The organism is Rhizobacter fulvus, from assembly GCF_964020785.1.
Genome location: NZ_OZ224516.1, coordinates 1424854 through 1447681, shown reverse-complemented (window position 1 = coordinate 1447681; position 22828 = coordinate 1424854). Strand labels below are relative to the sequence as shown.

Here is a 22828-nt window from a genome sequence, read left to right as displayed (position 1 = left end):
CCGGCCGCAGGGTTCCTGCGGCTGTCGGCGTGGTGACGGCCAGCCCCGATCCACCTGCGCCGAAGGCCGCGTGAACCCTGGGGCTGCCGAAACCCTATGGACAAACTCCTGATTCGCGGTGGCCACCGGCTCGAAGGCCGCGTCACGATCTCCGGTGCGAAGAACGCGGCGCTGCCCGAACTCTGCGCCGCGCTGCTCAGCGCCGAGCCTGTGACGCTGCGCAATCTGCCGCGCCTGCACGACGTGCGCACGGCGCTGAAACTGCTCGGCAGCCTGGGCGTCGCGATCGACCGCGATCCGGCACACGCCGAGGTCGTGACGCTGAACGCCGCACAGCTCACCTCGCGCGAGGCCTCGTACGAACTCGTGAAGACGATGCGCGCGTCGATCCTCGTGCTCGGTCCGCTGCTCGCGCGCTTCGGCGAAGCGCGCGTCTCGCTGCCCGGCGGCTGCGCGATCGGCTCGCGGCCGGTCGACCAGCACATCAAGGGCCTGCAGGCAATGGGCGCGGAGATCACCGTCGAGCACGGCTACATCGTCGCGAAGGCCGCGCGCCTGAAGGGCGCGCGCATCACGACCGACATGGTCACCGTGACCGGCACCGAGAACCTGCTGATGGCCGCGACGCTCGCCGACGGCGAAACCATCCTCGAGAACGCGGCGCAGGAGCCCGAGATCCCCGACCTGGCCGAACTGCTGATCGCGATGGGCGCAAAGATCGAAGGGCATAGCACCAGCCGCATCCGCATCGAGGGCGTCGAGCGCCTGCACGGCGCCACGCACACGGTGATCCCCGACCGGATCGAGACCGGCACCTTCCTGTGCGCCGTGGCGGCCGCGGGCGGCGACGTGCGACTCGAGCGTGCGCATGCCGGCCACCTGGAAACCGCGATCGAGAAATTGCGCGAGGCGGGGGCGCAGATCGAAGTCGGCAGCGACTGGATCCGCGTGCGCAGCACAGGGCGGCTCAGGCCGGTCAGCTTCCGCACCAGCGAATACCCCGCGTTCCCGACCGACATGCAGGCCCAGTTCATGGCGCTCAACTGCATCGCCGAGGGCACGTCGGTCGTCACCGAGACGATCTTCGAGAACCGCTTCATGCACGTCAACGAACTGGTGCGGCTGGGCGCGAAGATCGAGGTCGACGGCCACACCGCGGTGGTGCAGGGCGTGCCGCAACTGTCCGGCGCCACCGTGATGGCGACGGACCTGCGCGCGTCCGCGAGCCTCGTGATCGCGGGCCTCGTGGCCGATGGCGAGACCGTCGTCGACCGCATCTATCACCTGGACCGTGGCTACGACCAGATGGAAGCGAAACTGCGCGCGATCGGCGCGGACATCGAGCGCACGTCATGAGCAGCGACATGATCACCTTCGCATTGCCCAAGGGCCGCATCTTCGACGAGATCGTCCCGCTGCTGAAGGCCGCAGGCATCGAGGTGGCCGAGGACCCCGAGAAGACGCGCAAGCTGATCGTCGGCACCAGCCGGCCCGACGTGCGGCTCGTGCTGGTGCGCGCCTCCGACGTGCCGACCTACGTGCAGCACGGCGGTGCCGACCTGGGCGTCGTTGGCAAGGACACCTTGCTCGAGCACGGCGGCGCGGGCCTTTACCAGCCGCTCGACCTGAACATCGCCAAGTGCCGGATGAGCGTGGCGGTCCGGGCCGACTTCGATTACGCGGCCGCGGTCAAGCAGGGCTCGCGGATCCGGGTCGCGACCAAGTACACGCAGATCGCACGCGATCACTTCGCCAACAAGGGCGTGCACGTCGACTTGATCAAGCTGTACGGTTCGATGGAGCTGGCGCCGCTGACCGGCCTGGCCGACGCGATCGTCGACCTGGTGTCGACCGGCAGCACGCTGCGCGCGAACCACCTGGTGGAGGTCGAGCACATCATGAACATCTCGTCCCGGTTGATCGTCAACCAGGCCGCGCTGAAGCTCAAGCGCGCATCCGTCCGCGCGATCATCGATGCGTTCGAGCGCGCGGTGGGGCCGTTGCCATGAGCGCCGTGAACATCCGCCTGCTCGACACGACCGCGGCCGACTTCGAGCCGGCGTTCCAGCGCGTGCTGCACTGGTCGGCCGAGACCGACGACGCGATCGAGCAGCGCGTCGCGGCCATCCTCGCCGACGTGCGCGCCCGCGGCGACGCGGCGGTGCTCGAATACACCGCTCGCTTCGACGGCGTGTCGGCCACCAGTGTCGCCGCGCTCGAGATCCCGCGTGCCGAACTGCTCGCCGCGCTGAACGCGATCCCCGCCGCGCAGCGCGATGCACTCGAGGCCGCCGCGCAGCGGGTGCGCAGCTACCACGAGCGCCAGCTCGAAGCCTCGGGCCGCTCGTGGAGCTACCGCGACGACGACGGCACGCTGCTCGGCCAGAAGGTCACGCCGCTCGACCGCGTCGGCATCTACGTGCCGGGCGGCAAGGCGACCTACCCGTCGAGCGTGCTGATGAACGCGCTGCCCGCGAAAGTGGCCGGCGTCGGCGAGATCGTGATGACCGTGCCGACGCCCAAGGGCGAGCGCAACGCGATGGTGCTGGCCGCCGCGGCGATCGCCGGCGTCGACCGCGCCTTCACGATCGGCGGCGCGCAAGCGGTGGGCGCGCTGGCCTACGGCACCGCGACCGTTCCGGCGGTGCACAAGATCACCGGCCCCGGCAACGCGTATGTCGCGAGTGCGAAGCGGCGCGTGTTCGGCGTGGTCGGCATCGACATGATCGCCGGCCCGAGCGAGATCCTGGTGCTGGCCGACGGCACGACGCCGCCCGACTGGGTCGCGATGGACCTGTTCAGCCAGGCCGAGCACGACGAACTGGCGCAGAGCATCCTGCTGTGTCCGGACGCCGCCTACATCGCGCAGGTGAAGGCGGCGATCGATCGCTTGCTCGACGGGATGCCGCGCAAGGACGTGATCCGCGCATCGCTGGAGGGCCGCGGCGCGCTGATCAGGACGCGCAGCATGGAGGAGGCCTGCGACATCAGCAACCGCATCGCGCCCGAGCACCTCGAGGTCAGCTCGCGCGACCCGCACCGCTGGGAGCCGCTGCTGCGCCACGCCGGCGCGATTTTCCTCGGCGCCTTCACCAGCGAAAGCCTGGGCGACTACTGCGCCGGCCCGAACCACGTGCTGCCGACGTCCGGCACCGCGCGCTTCTCGTCGCCGCTGGGCGTGTACGACTTCCAGAAGCGCAGCAGCCTGATCGAAGTGAGCGAGGCCGGCGCGCAGCAGCTCGGCCCGATCGCCGCCGAACTGGCGTACGGCGAGGGGCTGCAAGCCCACGCGCGCGCCGCCGAAATGCGCTTGAGGCGTTGACACGAAGTTCGTGCAGCACGAAAATAGTGTTTATGAAGAACGTGACCGTGACAATGGAAGACAGCGTGGCCGATTGGGCTCGCATCGAGGCCGCGCGCCGCAACACCAGCGTCTCGCGCCTGGTCGGCGAGATGCTGGCAGAGAAGATGCGGCATGACGATGCCTACGAGCGTGCGATGAACGAATGGCTCAGCCGTGACCGCACCTGGAAGTCCGACGGCCGCCCCTATCCCCTGCGAGACGAGATCCATGACCGCGGTCTTCGTTGACACCAATGTCTTGATCTACAGCGAAGACGGTGCCGATCCTGCCAAGCAGGTAAGCGCCGTCGAGTGGCTGCAGGTCCTGTGGACGAGGCGCTCCGGGCGCCTGAGCGCGCAGGTGTTGAACGAGTTCTACGTCAACGTGACGAAAAAGCTCAAACCTGCGATGGCGGCGGGCGACGCGCGGGCGGAGGTGCGCCGCTACCAGCGCTGGCAGCCGTGGGTACCGGACCACGCCACGGTCGAGACGGCCTGGGCGGTCGAGAGCCGCTTCGGCTTCAGCTACTGGAATTCGCTGATCGTCGCCTCCGCCAAGGCCCAAGGTTGCCGCTACCTGCTGACCGAAGACCTGCAACACGAACAGACGATCGACAGCGTGCAGATCCTCAATCCCTTTCTTGTCGGGCCCGACGTGCTCGACGCCCCTGCCGCATGAGTTCCCTTCAGCACCGGATCGACCGCGTCATCCGCCAGGACATCCAGTCGATGCACGCCTATGCGATCCAGGACAGCACCGGCCTGGTCAAACTGGACGCGATGGAGAACCCGTTTCGCCTGCCCGAGCCGCTGCAGCGCGAACTGGGCGAGCGGCTGGGCCAGGTCGCGATCAACCGCTATCCGGTGGTGTGCGTGGCCGACGTGATCGCCGCGCTCTCGGCCTACGTCAAGTTGCCTGCCGGCTGCAAGCTGATGCTGGGCAACGGGTCCGATGAGCTGATCTCGCTGCTGGCGATGGCGTGCGACCTGCCCGGGGCGAAGATCCTCGCGCCGCTGCCGGGCTTCGTGATGTACGGCATGTCGGCCAAGTTGCAGGGCCTGGGGTTCATCGGCGTGCCGACCACCGCGAGCTTCGAACTCGACGAGGCCGCGATGCTCGCGGCAATCGAGACGCATCGCCCGGCGATCACCTACCTGGCTTACCCGAACAACCCGACCGCAAACCTGTTCGACGCCGGTGCCGTCGAGCGCATCGTCACCGCCGTCGGCCGGCAGGACGGCCTGGTCGTGATGGACGAGGCGTACCAGCCGTTCTCGTCGCGCACCTGGATGGACAAGGTGGCGCAGCACGAGCATGTGCTGGTGATGCGCACACTCAGCAAGTTCGGCCTGGCCGGGGTGCGCCTGGGCTACCTGGTCGGCGCGGCGGCGTTGATCGACGAGATCGACAAGGTCCGCCCGCCCTACAACATCAGCGCGCTCAACGCCGAGGCGACGCTGTTCGCGCTCGAGCACGCCGCCGAGTTCGCCGCGCAGGCCGAGGTGCTGCGCACCGAGCGCGCCGAGCTGTTGCGCGTGCTGGCCGAGCTGCCGGGCGCGCAGCCGTTCCCGAGCGAGGCGAACATGATCCTGGTGCGCGTGCCCGATTCGAAGCGCGCGTTCGAGGGCATGAAGGCTCGCGGCGTGCTGGTCAAGAACATCGAAGGGCTGCACCCGTTGTTGAAGAACTGCCTGCGCCTGACGGTGGGCACGCCCAAGGAAAACATGCTGATGATCGACGCGCTGAAAGCGAGCCTGTGATGACCGAACCGACCGCTCCCCGCCTGGCGGAATTCGTCCGCAACACCAACGAGACGCAGATCCGCGTCGCGCTGAACCTGGACGGCACCGGTGCCGCCAGTTTCTCGACCGGCATCGGCTTCTTCGACCACATGCTGGACCAGATCGCCCGCCACGGCCTGATCGATCTGGACATCGAGGCCAAGGGCGACCTGCACATCGACGGCCACCACACCGTCGAGGACGTGGGCATCACGCTCGGCCAGGCCATGGCCAAGGCGGTCGGCGACAAGAAGGGCCTGCGGCGCTACGGCCACGCGTACGTGCCGCTCGACGAGGCGCTGTCGCGCGTCGTGATCGACTTCTCCGGCCGGCCGGGCCTGCACATGCGGGTCGACTTCAAGAGCGGCATGATCGGCGCGCTCGACACCCAGCTGGTCTACGAGTTCTTCCAGGGTTTCTCGAACCACGCCGGCGTGACGCTGCACATCGACAACCTGCACGGCGACAACGCGCACCACCAATGCGAGACGATCTTCAAGGCCTTTGCGCGCGCGCTGCGCATGGCGCTGGAGATCGATCCGCGCGCGGCGGGTGTGATCCCGTCGACCAAGGGGTCGCTCTGACATGAAGCGTACCGTCGCCGTGGTCGACTACGGCATGGGCAACCTGCGCTCGGTGTCGCAGGCGGTCATGCACGTGGCGCGCGACACCGACTTCGAGGTGATCGTCACGTCGAACCCCGACGAGGTCCTCGCCGCCGAGCGCATCGTGCTGCCCGGACAGGGCGCGATGCCCGACTGCATGAGCGAACTGCGCCGCTCCGGCCTGCGGGAAGCTGTGCTGCACGCGGCAGCCAACAAGCCGCTGATGGGCGTGTGCGTCGGCATGCAGATGCTGCTGACCACCAGCGACGAAGGTCCTGCTGGGGGGACCCCGGGCCTGGACCTGATCCCCGGTGGCGTGCACCGCTTTCACCTCGACGGGCAACTTCAGCCCGACGGCAGCCGCTACAAGGTGCCGCAGATGGGCTGGAACCGCGTTCTGCAGGTGCGGCCGCACTCGATCTGGGAGGGCGTGCCCGACGGCGCGTACTTCTATTTCGTCCACAGCTTCTACGCGCGCCCGTCCGACCCGCGCCACAGCGCGGGGGAAACCGACTACGGAACGCGCTTTACCTGTGCGCTGGCGCGAGATAACATTTTCGCGACCCAGTTCCACCCCGAAAAGAGCGCCGACCACGGCTTGGCGCTCTACCGCAACTTCCTCCACTGGACTCCCTGAGCGCGTTTTCTGCCTCGCCCCGGCCATGCTGTTGATTCCCGCGATTGACCTGAAAGACGGTCACTGTGTCCGCCTCAAGCAGGGCGACATGAACGACTCCACCACCTTCAGCGAGGACCCGGCACGCATGGCGCGGCGCTGGGTCGACGCCGGCGCGCGCCGCCTGCACCTCGTCGACCTGAACGGTGCCTTCGCCGGCAAACCGGTCAACGAGGGCGCGATCAAGGCGATCCTCGCCGAGGTCGGCGACGAGATCCCGGTGCAGCTGGGTGGCGGCATCCGCGACCTCGACACGATCGAGCGCTACCTGGACGACGGGTTGAGCTTCATCATCATCGGCACCGCCGCAGTGAAGAACCCGGGCTTCCTGCGTGACGCGTGTTCCGCGTTCGGCGGCCACATCATCGTCGGCCTCGACGCGAAGGACGGCAAGGTCGCGACCGACGGCTGGAGCAAGTTGACCGGCCACGAGGTCGTCGACCTGGCGAAGAAGTTCCAGGACTACGGCGTCGAGGGCGTGATCTACACCGACATCGGCCGCGACGGCATGCTCAGTGGCATCAACATCGACGCGACCGTCAAGCTCGCGCAGGCGCTGACCATTCCCGTGATCGCCTCGGGCGGCCTGAGCAACATCGCCGACATCGAGCAACTGTGCGCGGTAGAGGACCAGGGCGTCGAAGGCGTGATCTGCGGCCGTGCGATCTACAGCGGCGATCTCGACTTCGCTGCTGCGCAGAGCCGCGCCGACGAGCTCAACGGCGCCTGAGCGCGATGCTCGAAGGCCCACGAGGCAAGCCCTGACATGCTTGCCAAGCGCATCATCCCCTGCCTGGACGTGACCGGCGGCCGTGTCGTCAAGGGCGTCAACTTCGTCGAGCTGCGCGATGCCGGCGACCCGGTCGAGATCGCCGCGCGCTACAACGACCAGGGCGCGGACGAGCTGACCTTCCTCGACATCACCGCCACCAGCGACGGGCGCGACCTGATCCTGCACATCATCGAGGCGGTCGCGTCGCAAGTGTTCATCCCGCTGACGGTGGGCGGCGGTGTGCGCACCGTGGCGGACGTGCGGCGGCTGTTGAACGCGGGCGCCGACAAGGTCAGCTTCAATTCCGCGGCGATCGCCGACCCGCAGGTCATCCACGACGCCTCGGCCAAGTACGGCGCGCAATGCATCGTCGTCGCGATCGACGCCAAGGCACGTGCCGATCGCAGCGGCTGGGACGTCTATTCCCATGGCGGTCGCAAGAACACCGGGCTCGACGCCGTCGAGTGGGCGAAACGGATGACCGCGCAGGGCGCGGGCGAGATCCTGCTGACCAGCATGGACCGCGACGGCACCAAGATAGGCTTCGACCTGGCGCTGACCCGCGCCGTCAGCGACGCGGTCAGCGTGCCGGTGATCGCCTCGGGCGGCGTAGGCGCGCTCGAGCACCTGTCCGAGGGCATCCGCATCGGCGGTGCCGACGCGGTGCTTGCCGCGAGCATCTTCCACTACGGCGAGTTCAGCGTCGGTCAGGCCAAGGCGCTGATGGCACGCGACGGCATTCCGGTTCGAACATGACGGCCGCCGCACGGCGCAGTGAAGTGCGCCTGATCGGCGGCCAGTGGAAGCGCAGCAAGCTGCCCGTGGCCGATGCGCCGGGGCTGCGCCCCACGCCGGACCGCGTGCGCGAGACCCTGTTCAACTGGCTCGGCCAGGACCTGGGCGGCTGGCGCTGTCTCGACGCGTTCGCCGGTTCCGGTGCGCTCGGCTTCGAGGCCGCTTCGCGCGGTGCGTCGAATGTCGTGCTGCTCGAACGCGACCGCCGGCTCGCCGCCGCGCTGACCGCTTCCAAGCTGCGCCTGAAGGCCGACGCGCTGCGCATCGAGAACGTCGATGCGCTCGCGTGGATGGCGCGCTGCCCGCCGGATTCGTTCGAGCTCGTGTTCATCGACCCGCCGTTCGATCTGCCGTTGGTCGAGCCGTCGCTGGCGTTGGCGCAGCGTCTGGTGGCGCCCGATGGCTTCGTCTATGTCGAGGCGGGGCAGGGGATCTCCCCGCGGGCCGGACTGAAAGTGCACCGCCAGGGCCGTGCCGGCGCCGTGCATTTCCACCTGTTGCAGCGAACCGACTCGGCCTGAATCGGCCCGGCTACACTGCGGCCGGAACCAACCGCCGGGAGCGCCCCTTGACCTCCGTGACGAAACTGACTGCCGTCTACCCGGGCACTTTCGATCCGATGACGCTCGGTCACGAAGACCTGATGCGCCGCGCCAGCCGGTTGTTCGAGCGCCTGATCGTCGCGGTCGCCGCGGGTCACCACAAACGCACGATGTTCACGATCGCCGAACGGCTCGACATCGCGACCGAACTGGCCGCCAAGTACCCGAACGTCGAGGTGATGGCGTTCCGCGGCCTGCTGCGCGATTTCGTCGTCGGCAACGAAGGCAAGGTCGTGGTGCGCGGGCTGCGCGCCGTCAGCGACTTCGAATACGAATTCCAGATGGCCGGGATGAACCGCCAGCTGATGCCCGAAGTCGAGACCGTGTTCCTCACGCCCGGCGACCGCTACCAGTTCGTGTCGGGCACCTTCGTGCGCGAGATTGCCACCTTGGGCGGTGATGTCTCCAAGTTCGTGTCACCCTCGGTGCTGAGTCGCCTGCATCAACGCGTCAAGGCGACCGAGGACTGAGCGAGACGCTCCACCATGGCCCTGCTGATCACCGACGAATGCATCAACTGTGATGTCTGCGAACCCGAGTGCCCGAACCAGGCGATCTCGATGGGCGTGGACTTCTATCAGATCGATCCGGCCAAGTGCACGGAGTGCGTCGGCCATTTCGACGAGCCCCAGTGCGTGCAGGTCTGCCCGGTCGATTGCATCCCGGTGAACCCGGAACACGTGGAATCCCAAGAGACGCTGTGGCAGAAGTACCGCCGGCTGCAGGCCGCGGCCACGGCGGGCTGACCTGCCTCAGGCGCCGTTGCGGCGCGCGCGCGGCGCGGGCTCGATGACGAGCTCCTCGACGGGCTGAAACGGCGCTTTCGCCAGGCGCTTGCCCTTCTTCTTGTGCTGGACGGTCGGCGTGACCAGCGCGACCTGACGGACCGACGGTGCGCCGCCGAGGTTCGACGCGCCGGCGGGGCGCGCGTCGCGCGCTTGCGCCAATCGATCGCGGCGCATGTCGTCGGCAAGGCGCCTTTCATCGACCGCCACGCGTCGTGCTTCTGCCTGCTGCGACGCGGTGCGCGAGTCGTCGATGTCCACGGCGCGCCCTTGTACGCAAGCCACCTGGGAGTACGTGTTGCCGCAGCGGTAGACCGTTTGCGAGAGCGCAGGCGTGACGGCGAACGCGACGAGCAGGGCAATGGCGAGCGGCTTCATTCGTCTTTCTCCTTCGGTGGTTCCGACGCGGGAGCGCGCGGCGGCTTGGGCCGCGGCGGCTTGGCGTGCACCTTCATCAGCGCGCGGTCCATGTCGCCGGCAAACAGCAAATCGAGCGCGGTCAGCGCCTGCTCGATCGACTTGTCGATCGCTTCGCGGTGATCGGCCATCGGCTTGCGCAGCACGTAGTTGACGACCTCGGCCTTCACGCCCGGATGACCGATGCCCAGCCGCAGCCGCCAGAAATCGGCACTGCCGAGCTGGGCCTGGATGTCCTTCAGCCCGTTGTGGCCGGCGTGACTGCCGCCGAACTTCATCTTCACCTGGCCAGGCAGCAGATCGAGCTCGTCGTGCGCGACCAGGATCTCGGCCGGCGCGATCTTGAAGAAGCGCGCCAGGGCGCCAACCGACTTGCCGGACAGGTTCATGAAGGTCATCGGCTCGAGCAACCAGACCGGCCCGTCGGGCCGGTTCACGCGCGCCGCGAGGCCGAAGTAGCTGCGCTCCGGAACCAGGTTCGCCTTCAGCTCGCGCGCGACCGCATCGATGAACCAGAAGCCCGCGTTGTGGCGGGTGTCTTCGTATTCAGGGCCGGGGTTGCCGAGGCCAACAAGGAGTCGAATCATGGTGCGGATTATCGAATGGGGCAGGCGAAAAAAAGCCCCACCGAGGTGGGGCCGCGTATCACCCTGACGGGTGCGCTCGCTCTTACTTCTTGTTTTGCTTTTCGGTCTTCTTGGCCTTGCTCTTCTCGGCCGGCGCGGCGGTCACGACGGGTGCCACGATCTCTTCTTCAGCGGCTTGCGCCACGGCCGAGACGATCACCGGGTTCGGCTTGCCTTGCGTCATCACCTTGATGCCGGCGGGCAGCTTGATGTCGTTGACGTGCAGGGTCTGGCCCTTGGTCAGCTCGGCCAGGTCGATCGTCAGGAACTCGGGCAGCTGCGAAGCCAGGCACGAGATGCGCAGCTCGGTCGCGACGTGGTTGACGACGTTGCTGTCGATCTTGACGGCCGGCGAGTTTTCTTCGTTGATGAAGTGCAGCGGCACCTTCTTGACGATCTTGGTCGTCGCATCGACGCGCTGGAAGTCGACGTGCAGCACGATCGGTCGGAACGGGTGCATCTGGTAGTCGCGCAGCAGGACCTGCTCGGTCTTGCCGCCGAGGTCCATCTCGAGCAGCGACGAGTGGAACGCTTCCTTCTTCAGTGCGAAGAAGAGGGCGTTGTGATCGAGCTCGATCATGGCCGGAGTGCCCGCGCCATAGACGATGCCCGGAACCTTTTGCGCATTGCGCAGGCGGCGGCTCGCTCCGGTCCCCTGCAACGTGCGCTCGTAAGCGGTGAATTTCATTGATAGCTCCAAATGTGAAGGCCCGCGACCAGGTCCTTCGTAAAACGCGCGGCCAACCGGCCACGCGACGCGGGGGCGAACCCCCTTGTTCTGCTAGAAGTTCGAGTTCTGTTCGGCGAACAGCGACGTGACGGATTCGCCGTCCGAGATGCGGCGGATCGTCTCGGCGAACAGGAAGGCCACCGACAGCTGGCGTACCTTCGGGCAGCTCTTGACGTCGTCGTTCTGCGGGATCGTGTTGGTGATCACGACCTCGTCGAGCTGCGAATTCTTGATGCGCTCGACCGCCGGGCCCGAGAACACGGCGTGGGTGCAGTACGCGAACACGCGCTTCGCGCCACGTTCCTTCAGCACCTCGGCCGCCTTGACCAACGTGCCGGCGGTGTCGGTCATGTCGTCCATGATGACGCAGGTGCGGCCGTCGATCTCGCCAATGACGTGCATCACTTCCGAGACGTTCGCCTTCGGGCGGCGCTTGTCGATGATCGCCAGGTCGCAGTTCAGCTGCTTGGCCAGCGCACGGGCGCGGACCACGCCGCCCACGTCCGGCGAGACGACCACCAGGTCGTCGTAGCGCTTGCTTTGCAGGTCGGACAGCAGCACCGGCGACGCGTAGATGTTGTCGACCGGGATGTTGAAGAAGCCCTGGATCTGGTCGGCGTGCAGGTCCATCGTCAGCAGACGTTCGACGCCGACGGCCTCGAGCATGTTGGCCACGACCTTGGCGCTGATCGGCACGCGTGTAGAGCGCGGCCGGCGGTCCTGGCGGGCATAGCCGTAGTACGGGATCACGGCGGTGACGCGGCGCGCCGAGGCGCGCCGCAGTGCATCGACCATGATGCACAACTCCATCAGGTTCTCGTTGGTCGGCGCGCAGGTCGGCTGGACAACGAAGATGTCGCGGGCGCGGACGTTCTGCTGGATCTCGCAGTCGACTTCGCCGTCGGAGAAGCGGCCCACGCGGGCCTTGCCGAGTTCGACGCCGAGGTGGGTCGCGATCTCCTGCGCCAGCGCAGGATTCGCATTCCCGGTGAACAGCAAGGTGTTGAACAGCACGTTAGTCATCCCGGGATTCACGAACGCCCGGGGTGCCGGGACCAAGCCACCCGGCCGTGCCGGGATCAGAACCGCCCGGTGCTGCCGGGCTCAAAACGTTTGGCAGGGGAAGAAGGATTCGAACCTTCGCATGTCGGAATCAAAATCCGATGCCTTAACCAACTTGGCGACTCCCCTACACAGGTCGGCAGAATCGCTCCTGCCCACCGCAACTGCTTCAGTCCGCGGCCCACCCGACGAGCGGGTGTTCATCGAGGCTGCGGCACATCCTGCCGGTCCACCCCGCCGCCAGCGCCGGCATTTCTGCCGAGGGTTGTGCGCCCGTGCCCGCTCTCGCGAACACCGCACTGCCCGAACCCGTCATGCGGCTGTTGCCGAACTGCTGCTGCAATATCGACGCCGCCTGAACCACCTGCGCGCATTCTGCCTCCGCTGCTGCCTGCAGGTCGTTGGCCCCGTAACCGGGTTCCAGGTAGCCCTGCGGGGCGTTTCCAGCGAAGCTTTCAAGTATAGCAGCTTCGGGGCGACGAACCAGCAGCGGGCTGGCAAAAATGGCACGGGTTTCGATCGCCGCAGGCGGCTTGACGACGGCCAGCCACTGCGCGGGGACGGCGACGGGCGTCAGGCGCTCGCCAATGCCTTCGGCCAGCGCGTTGTGCCCACCGACGAAGAAGGGCACGTCGGCGCCGAGCTTCAGGGCCAGCCCGAGCAGTCGCTTGCGGGGCCAATCCAGCTGCCACAGGCGGTTCAACACGAGCAGCGTCGAGGCGGCGTCGGAGCTGCCGCCGCCCATGCCCGCGCCCCACGGCACCGACTTCGCGATCGAGATGTCCGCGCCGAATTCGGCACCGCTCTCGGCCTGCAGCAGCCGCGCGGCGCGCAGGCACAGGTCGTCCTCCGGCAGCGCAGCGCCCAGGTCGTGGCGTGCCAGCCGGCCGTCGGTGCGGCGCTCGATGTGCAGCGTGTCGCCCCAGTCGATCAGCACGAACAGCGACTGCAGCAAGTGGTAGCCGTCGGCGCGGCGCCCGACGACGTGCAGGAACAGGTTCAGCTTCGCCGGCGCGGCGATGTCGTAGAACGCCGTCACGCTCACGGCTTCTCCAGGCGCGCGCGCACCGTCACCTGCGGTGCGCGTTCGCGCCGCGCGACGACCCAGCCTTCGTCGAAGCGGGCGAGGTCCACCGCCCAGCCGAGTTGTGCGAACCCGCTCGAGGTGGCGCCGGCCGTGCTCGGCGCGCCAGGCCAGGGCCGGCCGCGCAGCCAGTCGAACAGGGCGGCCAGCGGCACGCTCTCGCCGAGCACCTCGCGGGTCAGTTCGTCGAGATCGGCGAACCGCCGCTCGCCTTGCGGCGTGCTGAGCACCACCGCACCCGGCGCCCAGCGTGCCTGGGCGACCGTGCTGCCCAGCGGCGTCGTGAGGTTCAGGCGCCCGGCGCTCGAACTGCCCTGCAACTCGAAGGCGGCATTCTCGGCGCGGGCCGGCGTGTTGTCGCCGGCCTCCACGCGCACCGCGAGCCGACCCGACAACGTGTCGCCGGCCGGCGGCGCCAGCTGCGAGACCGATGCGCACCCCGCCATCAGCAGCGCCATCGCCAGCGCCGCGCCCCGGACGCGCCAGTTCACAATCCGACGCGCAGCCGCGCCAGGGTCTCGCGCAGCACCTCGTTGTTGGCGTCGCGCTTGCGGCCCTCGGCGAAGATGCGGCGCGCCTCGTCGGTCTGGCCGTTGACCCACAGCACCTCGCCGAGGTGCGCGGCAATCTCGGCATCGGGCTGGCCGCGATACGCCTCGCGCAGCAGGCGCACCGCTTCGTCGCGGTTGCCCAGGCGGTACTCGACCCAGCCCAGGCTGTCCGTGATCGACGGTTCGCCCGGGCTCAGCTCCAGCGCCTTCTTGATCAGCGTGCGCGCCTCGGGCAGGCGCACGTTGCGCTCGGCGAGCGAATAGCCGAGCGCGTTGTAGGCGTGCTGATGGTCCGGCTTGAGCTCGATCACCCGGCGCAGCAGGCGCTCCATGTCGGCCAAGCGATTGAGCTTCTCGGCCATCATCGACTGCTCGTAGATCAGGTCGACATCGTCCGGGAACTTCTTGTTGCCCTGCGCCAGCACGTCGTTCGCATCGCGCCAGAGCTTGGCGTCGCGCAGCACCTGCGCCTCGGCCAGCACCTTGCCGCGCGCGTCCTCCGGCGTCTTCTCCGGCAGGCGGCGGATCAGCTCGCGCGCTTGCGCGACCTTGCCTTCGCGCGCCAGCAGCGACGCCCGCCGCGCCTGCACCTCGAGCGCGCGCTTCGGGTTGTCGATCTTCGCGAGCCAGGCTTCGGCGTCCTTGAAGTCCTTGCGCTGATCGGCGGCCTGCGAGAGCAGCAGGTAACCGCGGGTCAACGCCTCTTCCTTCGAGGCGGGCGGCGGATCATCGCCATCGTCCCTGGTCGCGGCGGCGGCCGCGGTGTCGGTGGCCGGCATGTCGGAGGCCTGGATCAGCTCGACGTACTTGGTCAGCGCAGCCGTGGCGGCTTCCGGCTCGCGCAGTTGAACGTGCAGTGCGCCGAGCGTGAGCCAGGCCTGCGGCAGCGTCGGCGAGTTGCGGGTCAGCGTCTCGAGCTCGGCGGTGGCCTCCACCAGCCGCTGCGAGCCGAGCAGCGTGCGCACGTAGATCAGGCGCACCGCATTGCTGTCCGGCTTGGCTGCCAGGTGGTCCTTGACGATCTCCTCGGCGGCCGGCGTGCCCGGCAGCATTTCCAGCGCGAGCCCGGCCGGCGCTTCGGCGCTGCGGTCCATCTCGTGCGCGCTCTTGGCCAGCGCGAGCGCCTTCTCGCCGTTGATTGCGCCGAGCCAGCCGCGACCGATGGCCACACGCACCGCGACGCGCGTCTCCGGCAGGTCGGCATACGGCAGCAGCACCTGCTCGATGATCTGCGCCGCCTGCGTGCGGTCGCTGCTGCGCGCGAGGAAGCGCGGCAGCGCGTTCATCAGCACCGAACGTTGATCCACCGGCGTCGCCGCGATCAGCGCCTGCAGCGGCTCCACCACGTCCGCGGTGCGGTTCAACTGCACCAGCAACTGGACCTGGAAGCGCAGCGCGTCGAGCGAATCCGGCGCCGCCTGGCGCCATGCGCGCACTGCCACCAGGGCCTCGTCGCCGGCGCGGGCCTGCAGCGCGATTTCGGTGGCGCGGCGGAACAGCTGCTCGTCCTTGGTGCGACGGGCGGCGTCGAGGATCAGCTGATACGCGGCCGCCGGATCGCCTTCACGCAGTTCGATCTCGCCGATCAGCAACTGCTGGAACAGCGGCGCGTTGAGGGCCGAGTTTTGCACCTTCGATGCGGGCTCCGCGACCTGCGCCTGGGCCGCCGAGGCGGAGATCAGCAGCGCGGCCAGCAGCGACGACAGCGCCGGTGCGCGAGGGTTGGACGAAGGCATGGAAGTGCTCCTGAAGCTGCGTTTCATTCTAGGTGGGCAGGGTGCGACTGCCGCAGGCCCCGATAATTCCCCGCATGCCCGAACTGCCCGAAGTCGAGGTCACCCGCCTGAGCTTTGCCGAGCGCATCCGCGGTGCCCGGGTCGAGGCGGTGCGCCTGGGCAAGCCGCTGCGCTGGCCGCTCGGCTGTCCGCCGGAGACGCTGGTCTCTCAGGCCGTCGGCGAGGTGTCGCGGCGGGGTAAATATTTGTGGCTGCCGCTCGAACGCGGCGGGCTGCTGATGCACCTGGGCATGTCGGGATCGCTCGCCTTCCACTCCGTCGTCGGTACGCCGGGGCCGCACGACCACTTCGACCTCGTCACCGCGCGCGGCACGCTGCGGCTGACCGACCCGCGCCGCTTCGGCGCCGTCGTCTGGTCGCCGGCGCTCGACGCGGGCCCGGCCGCCACGCTGCTCGCCGGGCTCGGGCTGGAGCCGTTCGATCCGGCTTTCGACGGCGCCCACCTGCACGCCGCGCTGCGCGGCCGCCGCGGGGCCATCAAGCAGGCGCTGCTGGGTGGCGCGATCGTCGTCGGTGCCGGCAACATCTACGCCTGCGAGGCCTTGTTCGAGGCGGGCATCGATCCGCGCGCGCGCAGCGATCGAATCAGCCGCCCGCGCTGCGACCGGCTCGCGCAGGCCGTGCGCGACACGCTCGCCCGCGCGCTCGACCTCGGCGGCTCGACGCTGCGCAACTTCAGCGACGCGCACGGCATGGCTGGCCAGTTCCAGCTGCATGCGCGGGTCTACGGGCGGGAAGGCCAGCCTTGCGTGCGTTGCAACGGCACCATACGGCGCATCGTTCAGGGCCAGCGCGCGACGTTTTTCTGCCCCGGCTGCCAGCGCCGCTAGTCACAATTGAGCAAAGATTCGCGGTTTGCAGCGAACGCCGTGGTGAGCAGATGTTTCCCCCGGTTGCGCGGATACCCCCTGCGCTACCATGGCCGCCCATCGGAGCTCTGCCCAGCCAAACGCCCATGACGCCTTCGTTCGCGATCAGCCTCGACGCCCTCAGCGGCTGGCGCATGACGCTCGGCCGGCGGCTCGACGATGTGTCTCGCTACCTGGCCGATCACGACATGGTCGATGCGCAGGCGGCGGTGCAGCTCGGTGCGCTGGGCGAGCGCCTGGCGAGCGAGAAGCTCGTGGTCGCATTCGTCGCCGAGTTCTCGCGCGGCAAGTCCGAGCTGATCAATGCGATCTTCTTCGCCGACACCGGCCGGCGCGTGCTCCCGGCGACGCCGGGCCGCACCACGATGTGCCCGGTCGAACTGGCGTGGAACGGCGAGGAGAACGCGGCGCTGATGCTGCTGCCGATCGAGACCCGGCTCGAGGGCCTTTCGCTCGCCGAGTTGCGCACGCAACGCCGTGCGTGGACGGTGCGTCCGCTGGAGATCAGCGACCCCGAGCGCCTGGCCGAATCGCTGCAGGAAGTGACGCGCACGCGCTGGGTCACCCGCGACCGCGCACGCGAACTCGGCTTCTGGGACGACGATCACCCCGACGACAACCCGCCGGTCGACGACGCCGGCCGCGTCGAGGTGCCGGCCTGGCGCCACGCGCTGATCAACTATCCGCATCCGTTGCTCAAGCAGGGCTTGGTCGTGCTCGACACGCCGGGCCTCAACGCGATCGGTGCGGAGCCCGAGCTGACGCTGAGCCTGCTGCCGAGCGCGCACGCCACCGTCTTCATCCTGGGTGCCGACACCGGTGTGACCAAGTCCGATCTCGGCGTCTGGCGCGATCACCTCGGCACGCATGCGCCGGCCCGCTTCGTCGTGCTGAACAAGATCGACGCGCTGCGCGACCCGCTCGCGACCGAGCAGCAGATCGATCTGCAGATCGTCGCGCAATGCGCCGACACCGCGCGCACGCTCGGCATCGACGTCGACCGGGTGTTCCCGTTGTCCGCGCGTCAGGCGCTCGCGGCGCGCGTCGCCGGTGACGACCGGGGCCTGCTCGAAAGCCGCCTGCCGGCGCTCGAAGCCGCGCTCGGGTCGCAGCTGCTGCCGCAGCGCCGCCAGGTGCTCGAGCAGGTCGTGCTCGACGGCGCACAGCAGCTCGAGACCCACGTCAGCCGGCGCCTGGGCGATCATCGGCGTCAGCTCGCCGAGCAGACGCTCGAGCTGCGCGGCCTGCGCGGCAAGAGCAGCGGCAAGCTGCGGCTGATGCTCGCGCGCGTCGATGCCGAGACAGCGGAATTCGAGCAGTGCACCGTCAAGCTGCAAGCTTTGCGTGTCGTCCACAGCCGCATGCTGAAGGACGCACTGCTCGGCCTGTCGTCCGACCGTTTGCGCGACGAAGTGGCGGCGATGCAGGCGCAGATGCATGCCTCGCTGCTGAACCTCGGCGCCAGGAAGTCCTTCGTCGCGTTGTGCGGCCGGCTGCGCCAGCTCCTGGACGGCGCGCAGACCCGCAGCAACGAGATCCGCGACATGCTCGGCGCCTCGTTCAGCCGGCTCAACGGCGAATTCGGCTTCAGCCTGTCGATGACGCGGTCGCCCGACCTCGGGCGCTTCAGGACCGAGCTCGACGAGATCGAGAGCAACTACGTGCAGTACCTCGGGCTGACCCATGCGCTGCGTCTGTCGCAGTCGCGGTTCATGGAGCAGTTCCGCCGCATGCTGGTGTCCAAGCTGCGCGTCGTGTTCGAGAACGCGAGCGCCGAGCTCGAGCTGTGGAACAAGGCGACTTCGTCGCAGGTCGATTCGCAGCTGCGCGAGCGGCGCCGCAACTTCCGCCGTCGCCGCGAATCGCTCGAGCGGGTGCAGTCCGCCGCCAGCGACCTGGAGGCGCGCATCGCCGAGCTCGAAGCGCAGGACGAGCGCCTGCAGGGCCTGGCGCGGCGCGTGCACGAGCGCTTCGATGCGTTGCGCGACCAGGCGCGCGCGGGCCCGGTGGCCGGCAACGACCTGATCTCGCTCGAGTTGCCCGCCGCGCGTGCCCAGGCCTGAGACCGGCGCGTCGTTCGCGACGCGCCTGATCGACTGGCAGCGCACCCACGGCCGCCACACGCTGCCGTGGCAAAACACCCGCGACCCGTACCGCGTCTGGCTGTCCGAGATCATGCTGCAGCAGACCCAGGTCGCGACCGTGCTCGGCTACTACGAACGCTTCCTGCAGCGCTTTCCGGATGTCGGCGCGCTCGCCGCCGCGTCGCTCGACGACGTGTTCGCGCTGTGGAGCGGCCTGGGCTACTACAGCCGCGCGCGCAACCTGCATGCCTGCGCGCAGGCGGTCGTCACGCAGCACGGCGGGCGCTTCCCGGCCGGCAGCGCGGCGCTGATGACGCTGCCCGGCATCGGCCGCTCGACCGCCGCGGCGATCGCGGCGTTCTGCTTCGGCGAGCGGGTCGCGATCCTCGACGGCAACGTCAAGCGCGTGCTGACCCGCGTGCTGGCGTTCGAGGGCGACCTGGCCGAGGCGAAGCAGGAGCGCGCGCTGTGGGCCGAGGCGACCGCGCTGCTGCCGGAGCGCGACATCGAGTCGTACACGCAGGGGCTGATGGACCTGGGCGCGACGCTGTGCACCCAGCGCTCGCCGGCCTGCCTGCTCTGTCCGGTGCAGGCGCTGTGCGCGGCCGAGCACGCCGGGACGCCGCAGCGCTACCCGGTCAAGACCCGCAAGCGCAAGCGCGGCACGCGCGAGCACGTGTGGCTGTGGCTGCAGTCGGACGACGAGGTCTGGCTGGGGCAACGACCGGCCACCGGCGTGTGGGCCGGCCTGTGGAGCCTGCCGGAGTTCGAGTCACGTGCCGCGTTCGACGCGGCGAGTGCCGGCTGGCCCGGCGCGGCCGAATCGCTGCCCAGCTTCACGCATGTGCTGACGCACCTCGACTGGACGCTGCACCCGGTCCGCTGGACGCTGCCCGAGCGTCTGGATGCCGCGCAACGCAACCTGCTGACCAGTGCCTGGCCCGCTGGCCGCTGGTTCGGCCTCGACGAAGCGCTGGGGCTCGGCCTGCCGGCGCCGCTGCGCAAGCTGCTGCTGGCGCACGCCGCACCGGCCGACCCGGTCAGCTGAGGAGCCCCTTGCTGCGCAGGAATTCGTCGACCAGCTGAAGGCGCACGCCGGCGTCGGGCAGTTCCATCAGCTTCTGCTTGGCGGCGCGCGGCAGCGGCAGGATCTCGCACCAGCGGTTCGCGACCCAGCCCGCGTCCTCGAAGTGGTAGGGCGACTGGAATGGCGCCTCGCCCTGCGCCTTCAGTGTCGCGATCGTCGTCGCGAGCGCGCGCACCGTCGGCAGCATCGCCGGCGTCGGCGCGACCACCGGGTCATCCTCGACGTCCGTCACGTCGGCCACCCACAAGCCGTCGGGCTGCTGTCGACTGGACTCGACGCGAAAGCGCTGCGTGCCGGCGCAGCGCACCTGCAGGATGCCCGGCTGCGCGCTGTCCACGTCGAGCACGGCGGCGCGCGTGCCGATCGCCTCGAACGAGACCGCCGTGGCTCGCGCGCCGGCCTCGCTGCCCCGGTTCAGCATCACGACGCCGAAGCCGCTGTCGGTGCGAAGGCACGTGGCGATCAGGTCGACATAGCGCGCCTCGAACACCTTGAGCCCGAGCAGGCCCCCCGGGAACAGAACCGCCTGCAACGGGAACAGCGGCAGCGTCGCGCCGCTCGTGGTGGACGGGCTAGTCACGCGCGTCGAGCTCGCGATGCCGGATCAGCGTCGCCGACCGACTGCGGAACCGCTCGGCCAGCACCTGTGCGAAATACACCGAGCGGTGCTGGCCGCCGGTGCAGCCGATCGCCACCGTCAGGTAGCTGCGCTGGTCGGCCTCGAAGGCCGGCAGCCAGCGTGCGATGAAGGCCTCGATCTGGCCGAGCATCTCGCCCACTTCGGGCTGCGCGCGCAGGTAGTCGGCGACCGGCGCGTCGCGACCGGTCAGCGGGCGCAGTTCGGGCACGTAGTGCGGGTTCGGCAGCACGCGCACGTCGAACACGTAGTCCGCGTCCAGCGGCACGCCGTGCTTGAACGCGAAGCTCTCGAACACCAGCGTCAGCCGGTTGCTGCCCGCGCGCACCAGGTCGCGAATCCACAGGCGCAGCTGCGCGGCGCGCAGCTGGCTGGTGTCGACGACGGTCGCGAGTTCGCGCAGCTCGGCCAGCAGGCCGCGCTCGATCTCGATCGCGTCGACCAGCGCGTGGCGCGCATCGGAATCGTCGGCCCGCACCTCGGCCGAGAGCGGATGCGGGCGGCGCGTCTCGGAGAAGCGCCGCACCAGCGCGTCGGTGCTTGCGTCGAGGAAGATCACCTGGATCGCGATGCCTTCGGCGCGCAGCTGCTGGATCAGCGGCAGCAGGTGCGGCAGCGAGCCGGCGCTGCGCACGTCGACCGCGATCGCCAGGCGCCGGTCGTGCCGGCCGTGTTCGATCTGGAGGAACTCGCGCAGCAGTTCGGGCGGCAGGTTGTCGACGCAGAAGAAGCCGGCGTCCTCGAGGGCATGCAGCGCCACCGACTTGCCGGAGCCCGAGATGCCGGTCACCAGCACGATCTCGCGCGGCGACGACGTGAAGGCCGCGGCGTCGCTCATGAGCGCTTGCGCCCGCGTGGGGCCGGCGTCGCGTCGGCGCCGACCGAGAGCATCTCCTGCGCGTGCGCGAGGCTGGTGTTGGACAGCCGCTCGCCGCCGAGCATGCGCGCGACCTCGGCCACCCGCACCTCGCCGCCGACGGCGTTGACTTCGCTCAACGTGAGCCCGTCGCGCAACTGCTTCGAGACGACGAAGTGATGATCGGCGCAGGCCGCGACCTGGGGCAGGTGGGTGACGGCCAGCACCTGCCGGTCGCGGCCGAGCTGTTTCATCAGCCGGCCGACCGTCTCGGCCACCGCGCCGCCAACGCCGGCATCGATCTCGTCGAAGATCAGGGTCGCGGCGGCGTCCTTGTTCTGCAACTGGCTGGTCGTGACTGCGATCGCCAGCGCGATCCGCGACAGCTCGCCGCCGGACGCCACCTTGCCGAGCGGCCGCGGCGTGCTGCCCGCATGGCCGGCGACCAGAAACTCGGCCGACTCGGTACCGAACGATTGCGGGGCGTCCTGCTTCAGCAGTGCGACCTCGAATGCGCCGCCGGCCATGCCGAGCTGCTGCATCGCCTGCGTCACCGCGCGGGCGAGCTTCGGCGCGGCCGCGCGGCGGGCCGTGGAGATGCGCTTGGCCTCGGTCTCGAAGTCGGCGAGGGAGCGCGCCACGTCACGTTCCAGCGCCTCGAGATCGGCCGCAGCGTCGAGCGCGCGCAACTCGGCTTGCCATTGGGCGAGCACGGCGGGCAACTCCTGCGGCGGGCGCCGATAGCGCCGTGCCAGGCTCATCCAGGCCGACAGCCGCTCGTCCAGCGCCTGCAGCCGCTGCGGCTCGAGGTCGGTGTGGTTCAGGTAGCCGCTGAGCGTGTGGGCCGCGTCCTGCAACTGGGCCTGCGCGCTTTGCAGCACCTCGATCAGCGACGCCAGCTGCGCGTCGTACGCGGCCACGCCTTCGAGCGCGTGCAGCGCGCGGCCGGTGAGGGCGTCGGCGTTGTCGTCGGCGTCGGAGAGGGCATCGAGCGCGCTGCGCGCCGCATCCATCAGCGCCTGTCCGTTCGCGAGCTTCTTGTGCTCGGCCTCGAGTTCGGCCCACTCGTCGTCGCCCGGTGCGAGCTTGGCGACCTCGCCGATCTGCCACGCCAGGCGCTCGCGTTCCCGTTCCAGCCCTGCCTGCTGTGTGCCGGCGGCGGCCAGTGCCTCGGTGGCGCGCTTCCATTGCGAGAACAGTGCGCCCAGCGGGGTGCTGTCGATGCCCGCGAACGCGTCGAGCAGGCCGCGTATCGACGGCCCGCGCGTCAGACTCTGCCAAGCATGTTGGCCGTGGATGTCGACGAGGTGATCGGCGGCCTCGCGCAGCTGCGCAATCGTCGCCGGGCTGCCGTTGATCCACGCGCGGCTCTTGCCCTGCGCATCGATCGTGCGGCGCAGCAGCAGCGTCTCGGCGCTCTCGAACCCGCCTTCGTCGAGCCAGCCGGACAAGCTCGCCGGCGTGTCGAACTCGGCGCCGATCTCGGCCCGCGCCGCGCCTTCGCGGACCACGCCCGCATCGCCGCGGCTGCCGAGCGCGAGCTGCAGCGCGTCGACCAGGATCGACTTGCCCGCGCCGGTCTCGCCGGTCAGCACCGAGAAGCCGGCGTCGAGTTCCACTTCGAGCGCAGCGACGATCACGAAATCGCGGAGGGACAAGCGCCTCAACAC

General features: G+C 69.2%; 26 protein-coding genes and 1 tRNA gene. 16 read left to right on the top strand and 11 right to left on the bottom strand.

What is annotated here, in order from left to right; genetic code table 11:
- Positions 1-96 precede the first annotated feature (96 nt).
- From murA to ACWH49_RS06840, 13 genes are read left to right on the top strand one after another with little or no spacing between them, the layout of a single operon-like run.
- The gene (gene murA / locus ACWH49_RS06900; protein WP_448170783.1) at positions 97-1356 is read left to right on the top strand and encodes a UDP-N-acetylglucosamine 1-carboxyvinyltransferase; all 1260 of its coding nucleotides are present in this window, start codon (positions 97-99) and stop codon (positions 1354-1356) included.
- Between the two features lie 8 nt (positions 1357-1364).
- Positions 1365-2009, top strand: a complete 645-nt coding sequence (gene hisG, locus ACWH49_RS06895) for an ATP phosphoribosyltransferase (RefSeq protein WP_056467302.1) — start codon at positions 1365-1367, stop codon at positions 2007-2009.
- Complete coding sequence (gene hisD, locus ACWH49_RS06890; protein ID WP_448170782.1) at positions 2006-3322, top strand: histidinol dehydrogenase; 1317 nt, start codon at positions 2006-2008, stop codon at positions 3320-3322. Before hisG ends, hisD begins: the two co-directional genes overlap by 4 nt.
- A gap of 32 nt (positions 3323-3354) precedes the next feature.
- Positions 3355-3591 carry a hypothetical protein gene (locus ACWH49_RS06885; RefSeq protein ID WP_056465510.1) on the top strand — a complete coding sequence of 79 codons (237 nt, stop codon included), beginning with the start codon at positions 3355-3357 and terminating at the stop codon, positions 3589-3591.
- Positions 3572-4021, top strand: a complete 450-nt coding sequence (locus ACWH49_RS06880) for a PIN domain-containing protein (protein WP_448170781.1) — start codon at positions 3572-3574, stop codon at positions 4019-4021. Before ACWH49_RS06885 ends, ACWH49_RS06880 begins: the two co-directional genes overlap by 20 nt.
- A complete protein-coding gene (gene hisC / locus ACWH49_RS06875) occupies positions 4018-5103 on the top strand; it encodes a histidinol-phosphate transaminase (RefSeq protein WP_448170780.1) in 1086 nt (361 codons plus the stop codon). The genes ACWH49_RS06880 and hisC overlap by 4 nt, the downstream gene beginning before the upstream one ends.
- The gene (gene hisB, locus ACWH49_RS06870; protein WP_448170779.1) at positions 5103-5708 is read left to right on the top strand and encodes an imidazoleglycerol-phosphate dehydratase HisB; all 606 of its coding nucleotides are present in this window, start codon (positions 5103-5105) and stop codon (positions 5706-5708) included. The genes hisC and hisB overlap by 1 nt, the downstream gene beginning before the upstream one ends.
- A 1-nt stretch (position 5709) precedes the next feature.
- A complete protein-coding gene (gene hisH / locus ACWH49_RS06865; RefSeq protein WP_448170778.1) occupies positions 5710-6366 on the top strand; it encodes an imidazole glycerol phosphate synthase subunit HisH in 657 nt (218 codons plus the stop codon).
- A 25-nt stretch (positions 6367-6391) separates the two neighbouring features.
- On the top strand, positions 6392-7135 hold the full coding sequence (gene hisA, locus ACWH49_RS06860) for a 1-(5-phosphoribosyl)-5-[(5-phosphoribosylamino)methylideneamino]imidazole-4-carboxamide isomerase (protein WP_448170777.1): 744 nt from the start codon (positions 6392-6394) through the stop codon (positions 7133-7135).
- 36 nt (positions 7136-7171) lie between these two features.
- The gene (hisF, locus tag ACWH49_RS06855) at positions 7172-7933 is read left to right on the top strand and encodes an imidazole glycerol phosphate synthase subunit HisF (RefSeq protein WP_056465497.1); all 762 of its coding nucleotides are present in this window, start codon (positions 7172-7174) and stop codon (positions 7931-7933) included.
- Positions 7930-8493 (top strand): 16S rRNA (guanine(966)-N(2))-methyltransferase RsmD, encoded by a 564-nt coding sequence (rsmD, locus tag ACWH49_RS06850; protein WP_448170776.1) that lies wholly within the window; start codon positions 7930-7932, stop codon positions 8491-8493. The genes hisF and rsmD overlap by 4 nt, the downstream gene beginning before the upstream one ends.
- Before the next feature lie 47 nt (positions 8494-8540).
- Positions 8541-9044, top strand: a complete 504-nt coding sequence (gene coaD, locus ACWH49_RS06845) for a pantetheine-phosphate adenylyltransferase (RefSeq protein ID WP_082549052.1) — start codon at positions 8541-8543, stop codon at positions 9042-9044.
- A 15-nt stretch (positions 9045-9059) separates the two neighbouring features.
- Positions 9060-9320, top strand: a complete 261-nt coding sequence (locus ACWH49_RS06840) for a YfhL family 4Fe-4S dicluster ferredoxin (RefSeq protein WP_448170775.1) — start codon at positions 9060-9062, stop codon at positions 9318-9320.
- A gap of 6 nt (positions 9321-9326) precedes the next feature.
- Here ACWH49_RS06840 and ACWH49_RS06835 read toward each other — a convergent pair whose 3' ends face one another.
- The 8 genes from ACWH49_RS06835 to ACWH49_RS06800 all read right to left on the bottom strand — a co-directional run bounded on the left by ACWH49_RS06835 (position 9327) and on the right by ACWH49_RS06800 (position 15565).
- A complete protein-coding gene (locus tag ACWH49_RS06835; RefSeq protein WP_448170774.1) occupies positions 9327-9737 on the bottom strand; it encodes a hypothetical protein in 411 nt (136 codons plus the stop codon).
- Positions 9734-10363 carry an aminoacyl-tRNA hydrolase gene (gene pth, locus ACWH49_RS06830; RefSeq protein WP_448170773.1) on the bottom strand — a complete coding sequence of 210 codons (630 nt, stop codon included), beginning with the start codon at positions 10361-10363 and terminating at the stop codon, positions 9734-9736. The genes ACWH49_RS06835 and pth overlap by 4 nt, the downstream gene beginning before the upstream one ends.
- Positions 10364-10445: 82 nt before the next feature.
- Positions 10446-11090, bottom strand: coding sequence for a 50S ribosomal protein L25/general stress protein Ctc (locus tag ACWH49_RS06825; protein WP_056465481.1), 645 nt, complete (start codon positions 11088-11090; stop codon positions 10446-10448).
- Between the two features lie 93 nt (positions 11091-11183).
- Positions 11184-12155, bottom strand: a complete 972-nt coding sequence (locus ACWH49_RS06820; protein ID WP_448170772.1) for a ribose-phosphate pyrophosphokinase — start codon at positions 12153-12155, stop codon at positions 11184-11186.
- A 91-nt stretch (positions 12156-12246) separates the two neighbouring features.
- Positions 12247-12323: transfer RNA gene (locus tag ACWH49_RS06815), tRNA-Gln, on the bottom strand.
- Positions 12324-12363: 40 nt separating this feature from the next.
- Complete coding sequence (ispE, locus tag ACWH49_RS06810; RefSeq protein ID WP_448170771.1) at positions 12364-13233, bottom strand: 4-(cytidine 5'-diphospho)-2-C-methyl-D-erythritol kinase; 870 nt, start codon at positions 13231-13233, stop codon at positions 12364-12366.
- Positions 13234-13235: 2 nt separating this feature from the next.
- Complete coding sequence (locus ACWH49_RS06805) at positions 13236-13769, bottom strand: outer membrane lipoprotein LolB (protein ID WP_448170770.1); 534 nt, start codon at positions 13767-13769, stop codon at positions 13236-13238.
- Positions 13766-15565 carry a tetratricopeptide repeat protein gene (locus tag ACWH49_RS06800; protein ID WP_448170769.1) on the bottom strand — a complete coding sequence of 600 codons (1800 nt, stop codon included), beginning with the start codon at positions 15563-15565 and terminating at the stop codon, positions 13766-13768. The genes ACWH49_RS06805 and ACWH49_RS06800 overlap by 4 nt, the downstream gene beginning before the upstream one ends.
- A gap of 74 nt (positions 15566-15639) precedes the next feature.
- On the opposite strand from ACWH49_RS06800, the gene mutM reads away from it, so the two are divergent.
- The 3 genes from mutM (at position 15640) to mutY (ending at position 19626) form a co-directional block, all read left to right on the top strand.
- Positions 15640-16455, top strand: a complete 816-nt coding sequence (mutM, locus tag ACWH49_RS06795; protein WP_448170768.1) for a bifunctional DNA-formamidopyrimidine glycosylase/DNA-(apurinic or apyrimidinic site) lyase — start codon at positions 15640-15642, stop codon at positions 16453-16455.
- 125 nt (positions 16456-16580) lie between these two features.
- Positions 16581-18557: a dynamin family protein gene (locus tag ACWH49_RS06790; protein ID WP_448170767.1), complete on the top strand. Its 1977-nt coding sequence runs from the start codon at positions 16581-16583 to the stop codon at positions 18555-18557.
- On the top strand, positions 18544-19626 hold the full coding sequence (gene mutY, locus ACWH49_RS06785) for an A/G-specific adenine glycosylase (RefSeq protein WP_448170766.1): 1083 nt from the start codon (positions 18544-18546) through the stop codon (positions 19624-19626). Before ACWH49_RS06790 ends, mutY begins: the two co-directional genes overlap by 14 nt.
- On the opposite strand, the gene ACWH49_RS06780 is transcribed toward mutY, so the two are convergent.
- The 3 genes from ACWH49_RS06780 to recN are packed head-to-tail and all read right to left on the bottom strand — an operon-like array spanning position 19619 to position 22828.
- Positions 19619-20245, bottom strand: a complete 627-nt coding sequence (locus tag ACWH49_RS06780; RefSeq protein WP_448170765.1) for an LON peptidase substrate-binding domain-containing protein — start codon at positions 20243-20245, stop codon at positions 19619-19621. The genes mutY and ACWH49_RS06780 overlap by 8 nt on opposite strands.
- A complete protein-coding gene (gene rapZ, locus ACWH49_RS06775) occupies positions 20238-21140 on the bottom strand; it encodes an RNase adapter RapZ (protein ID WP_448170764.1) in 903 nt (300 codons plus the stop codon). Before rapZ ends, ACWH49_RS06780 begins: the two co-directional genes overlap by 8 nt.
- Complete coding sequence (gene recN, locus ACWH49_RS06770; RefSeq protein WP_448170763.1) at positions 21137-22828, bottom strand: DNA repair protein RecN; 1692 nt, start codon at positions 22826-22828, stop codon at positions 21137-21139. Before recN ends, rapZ begins: the two co-directional genes overlap by 4 nt.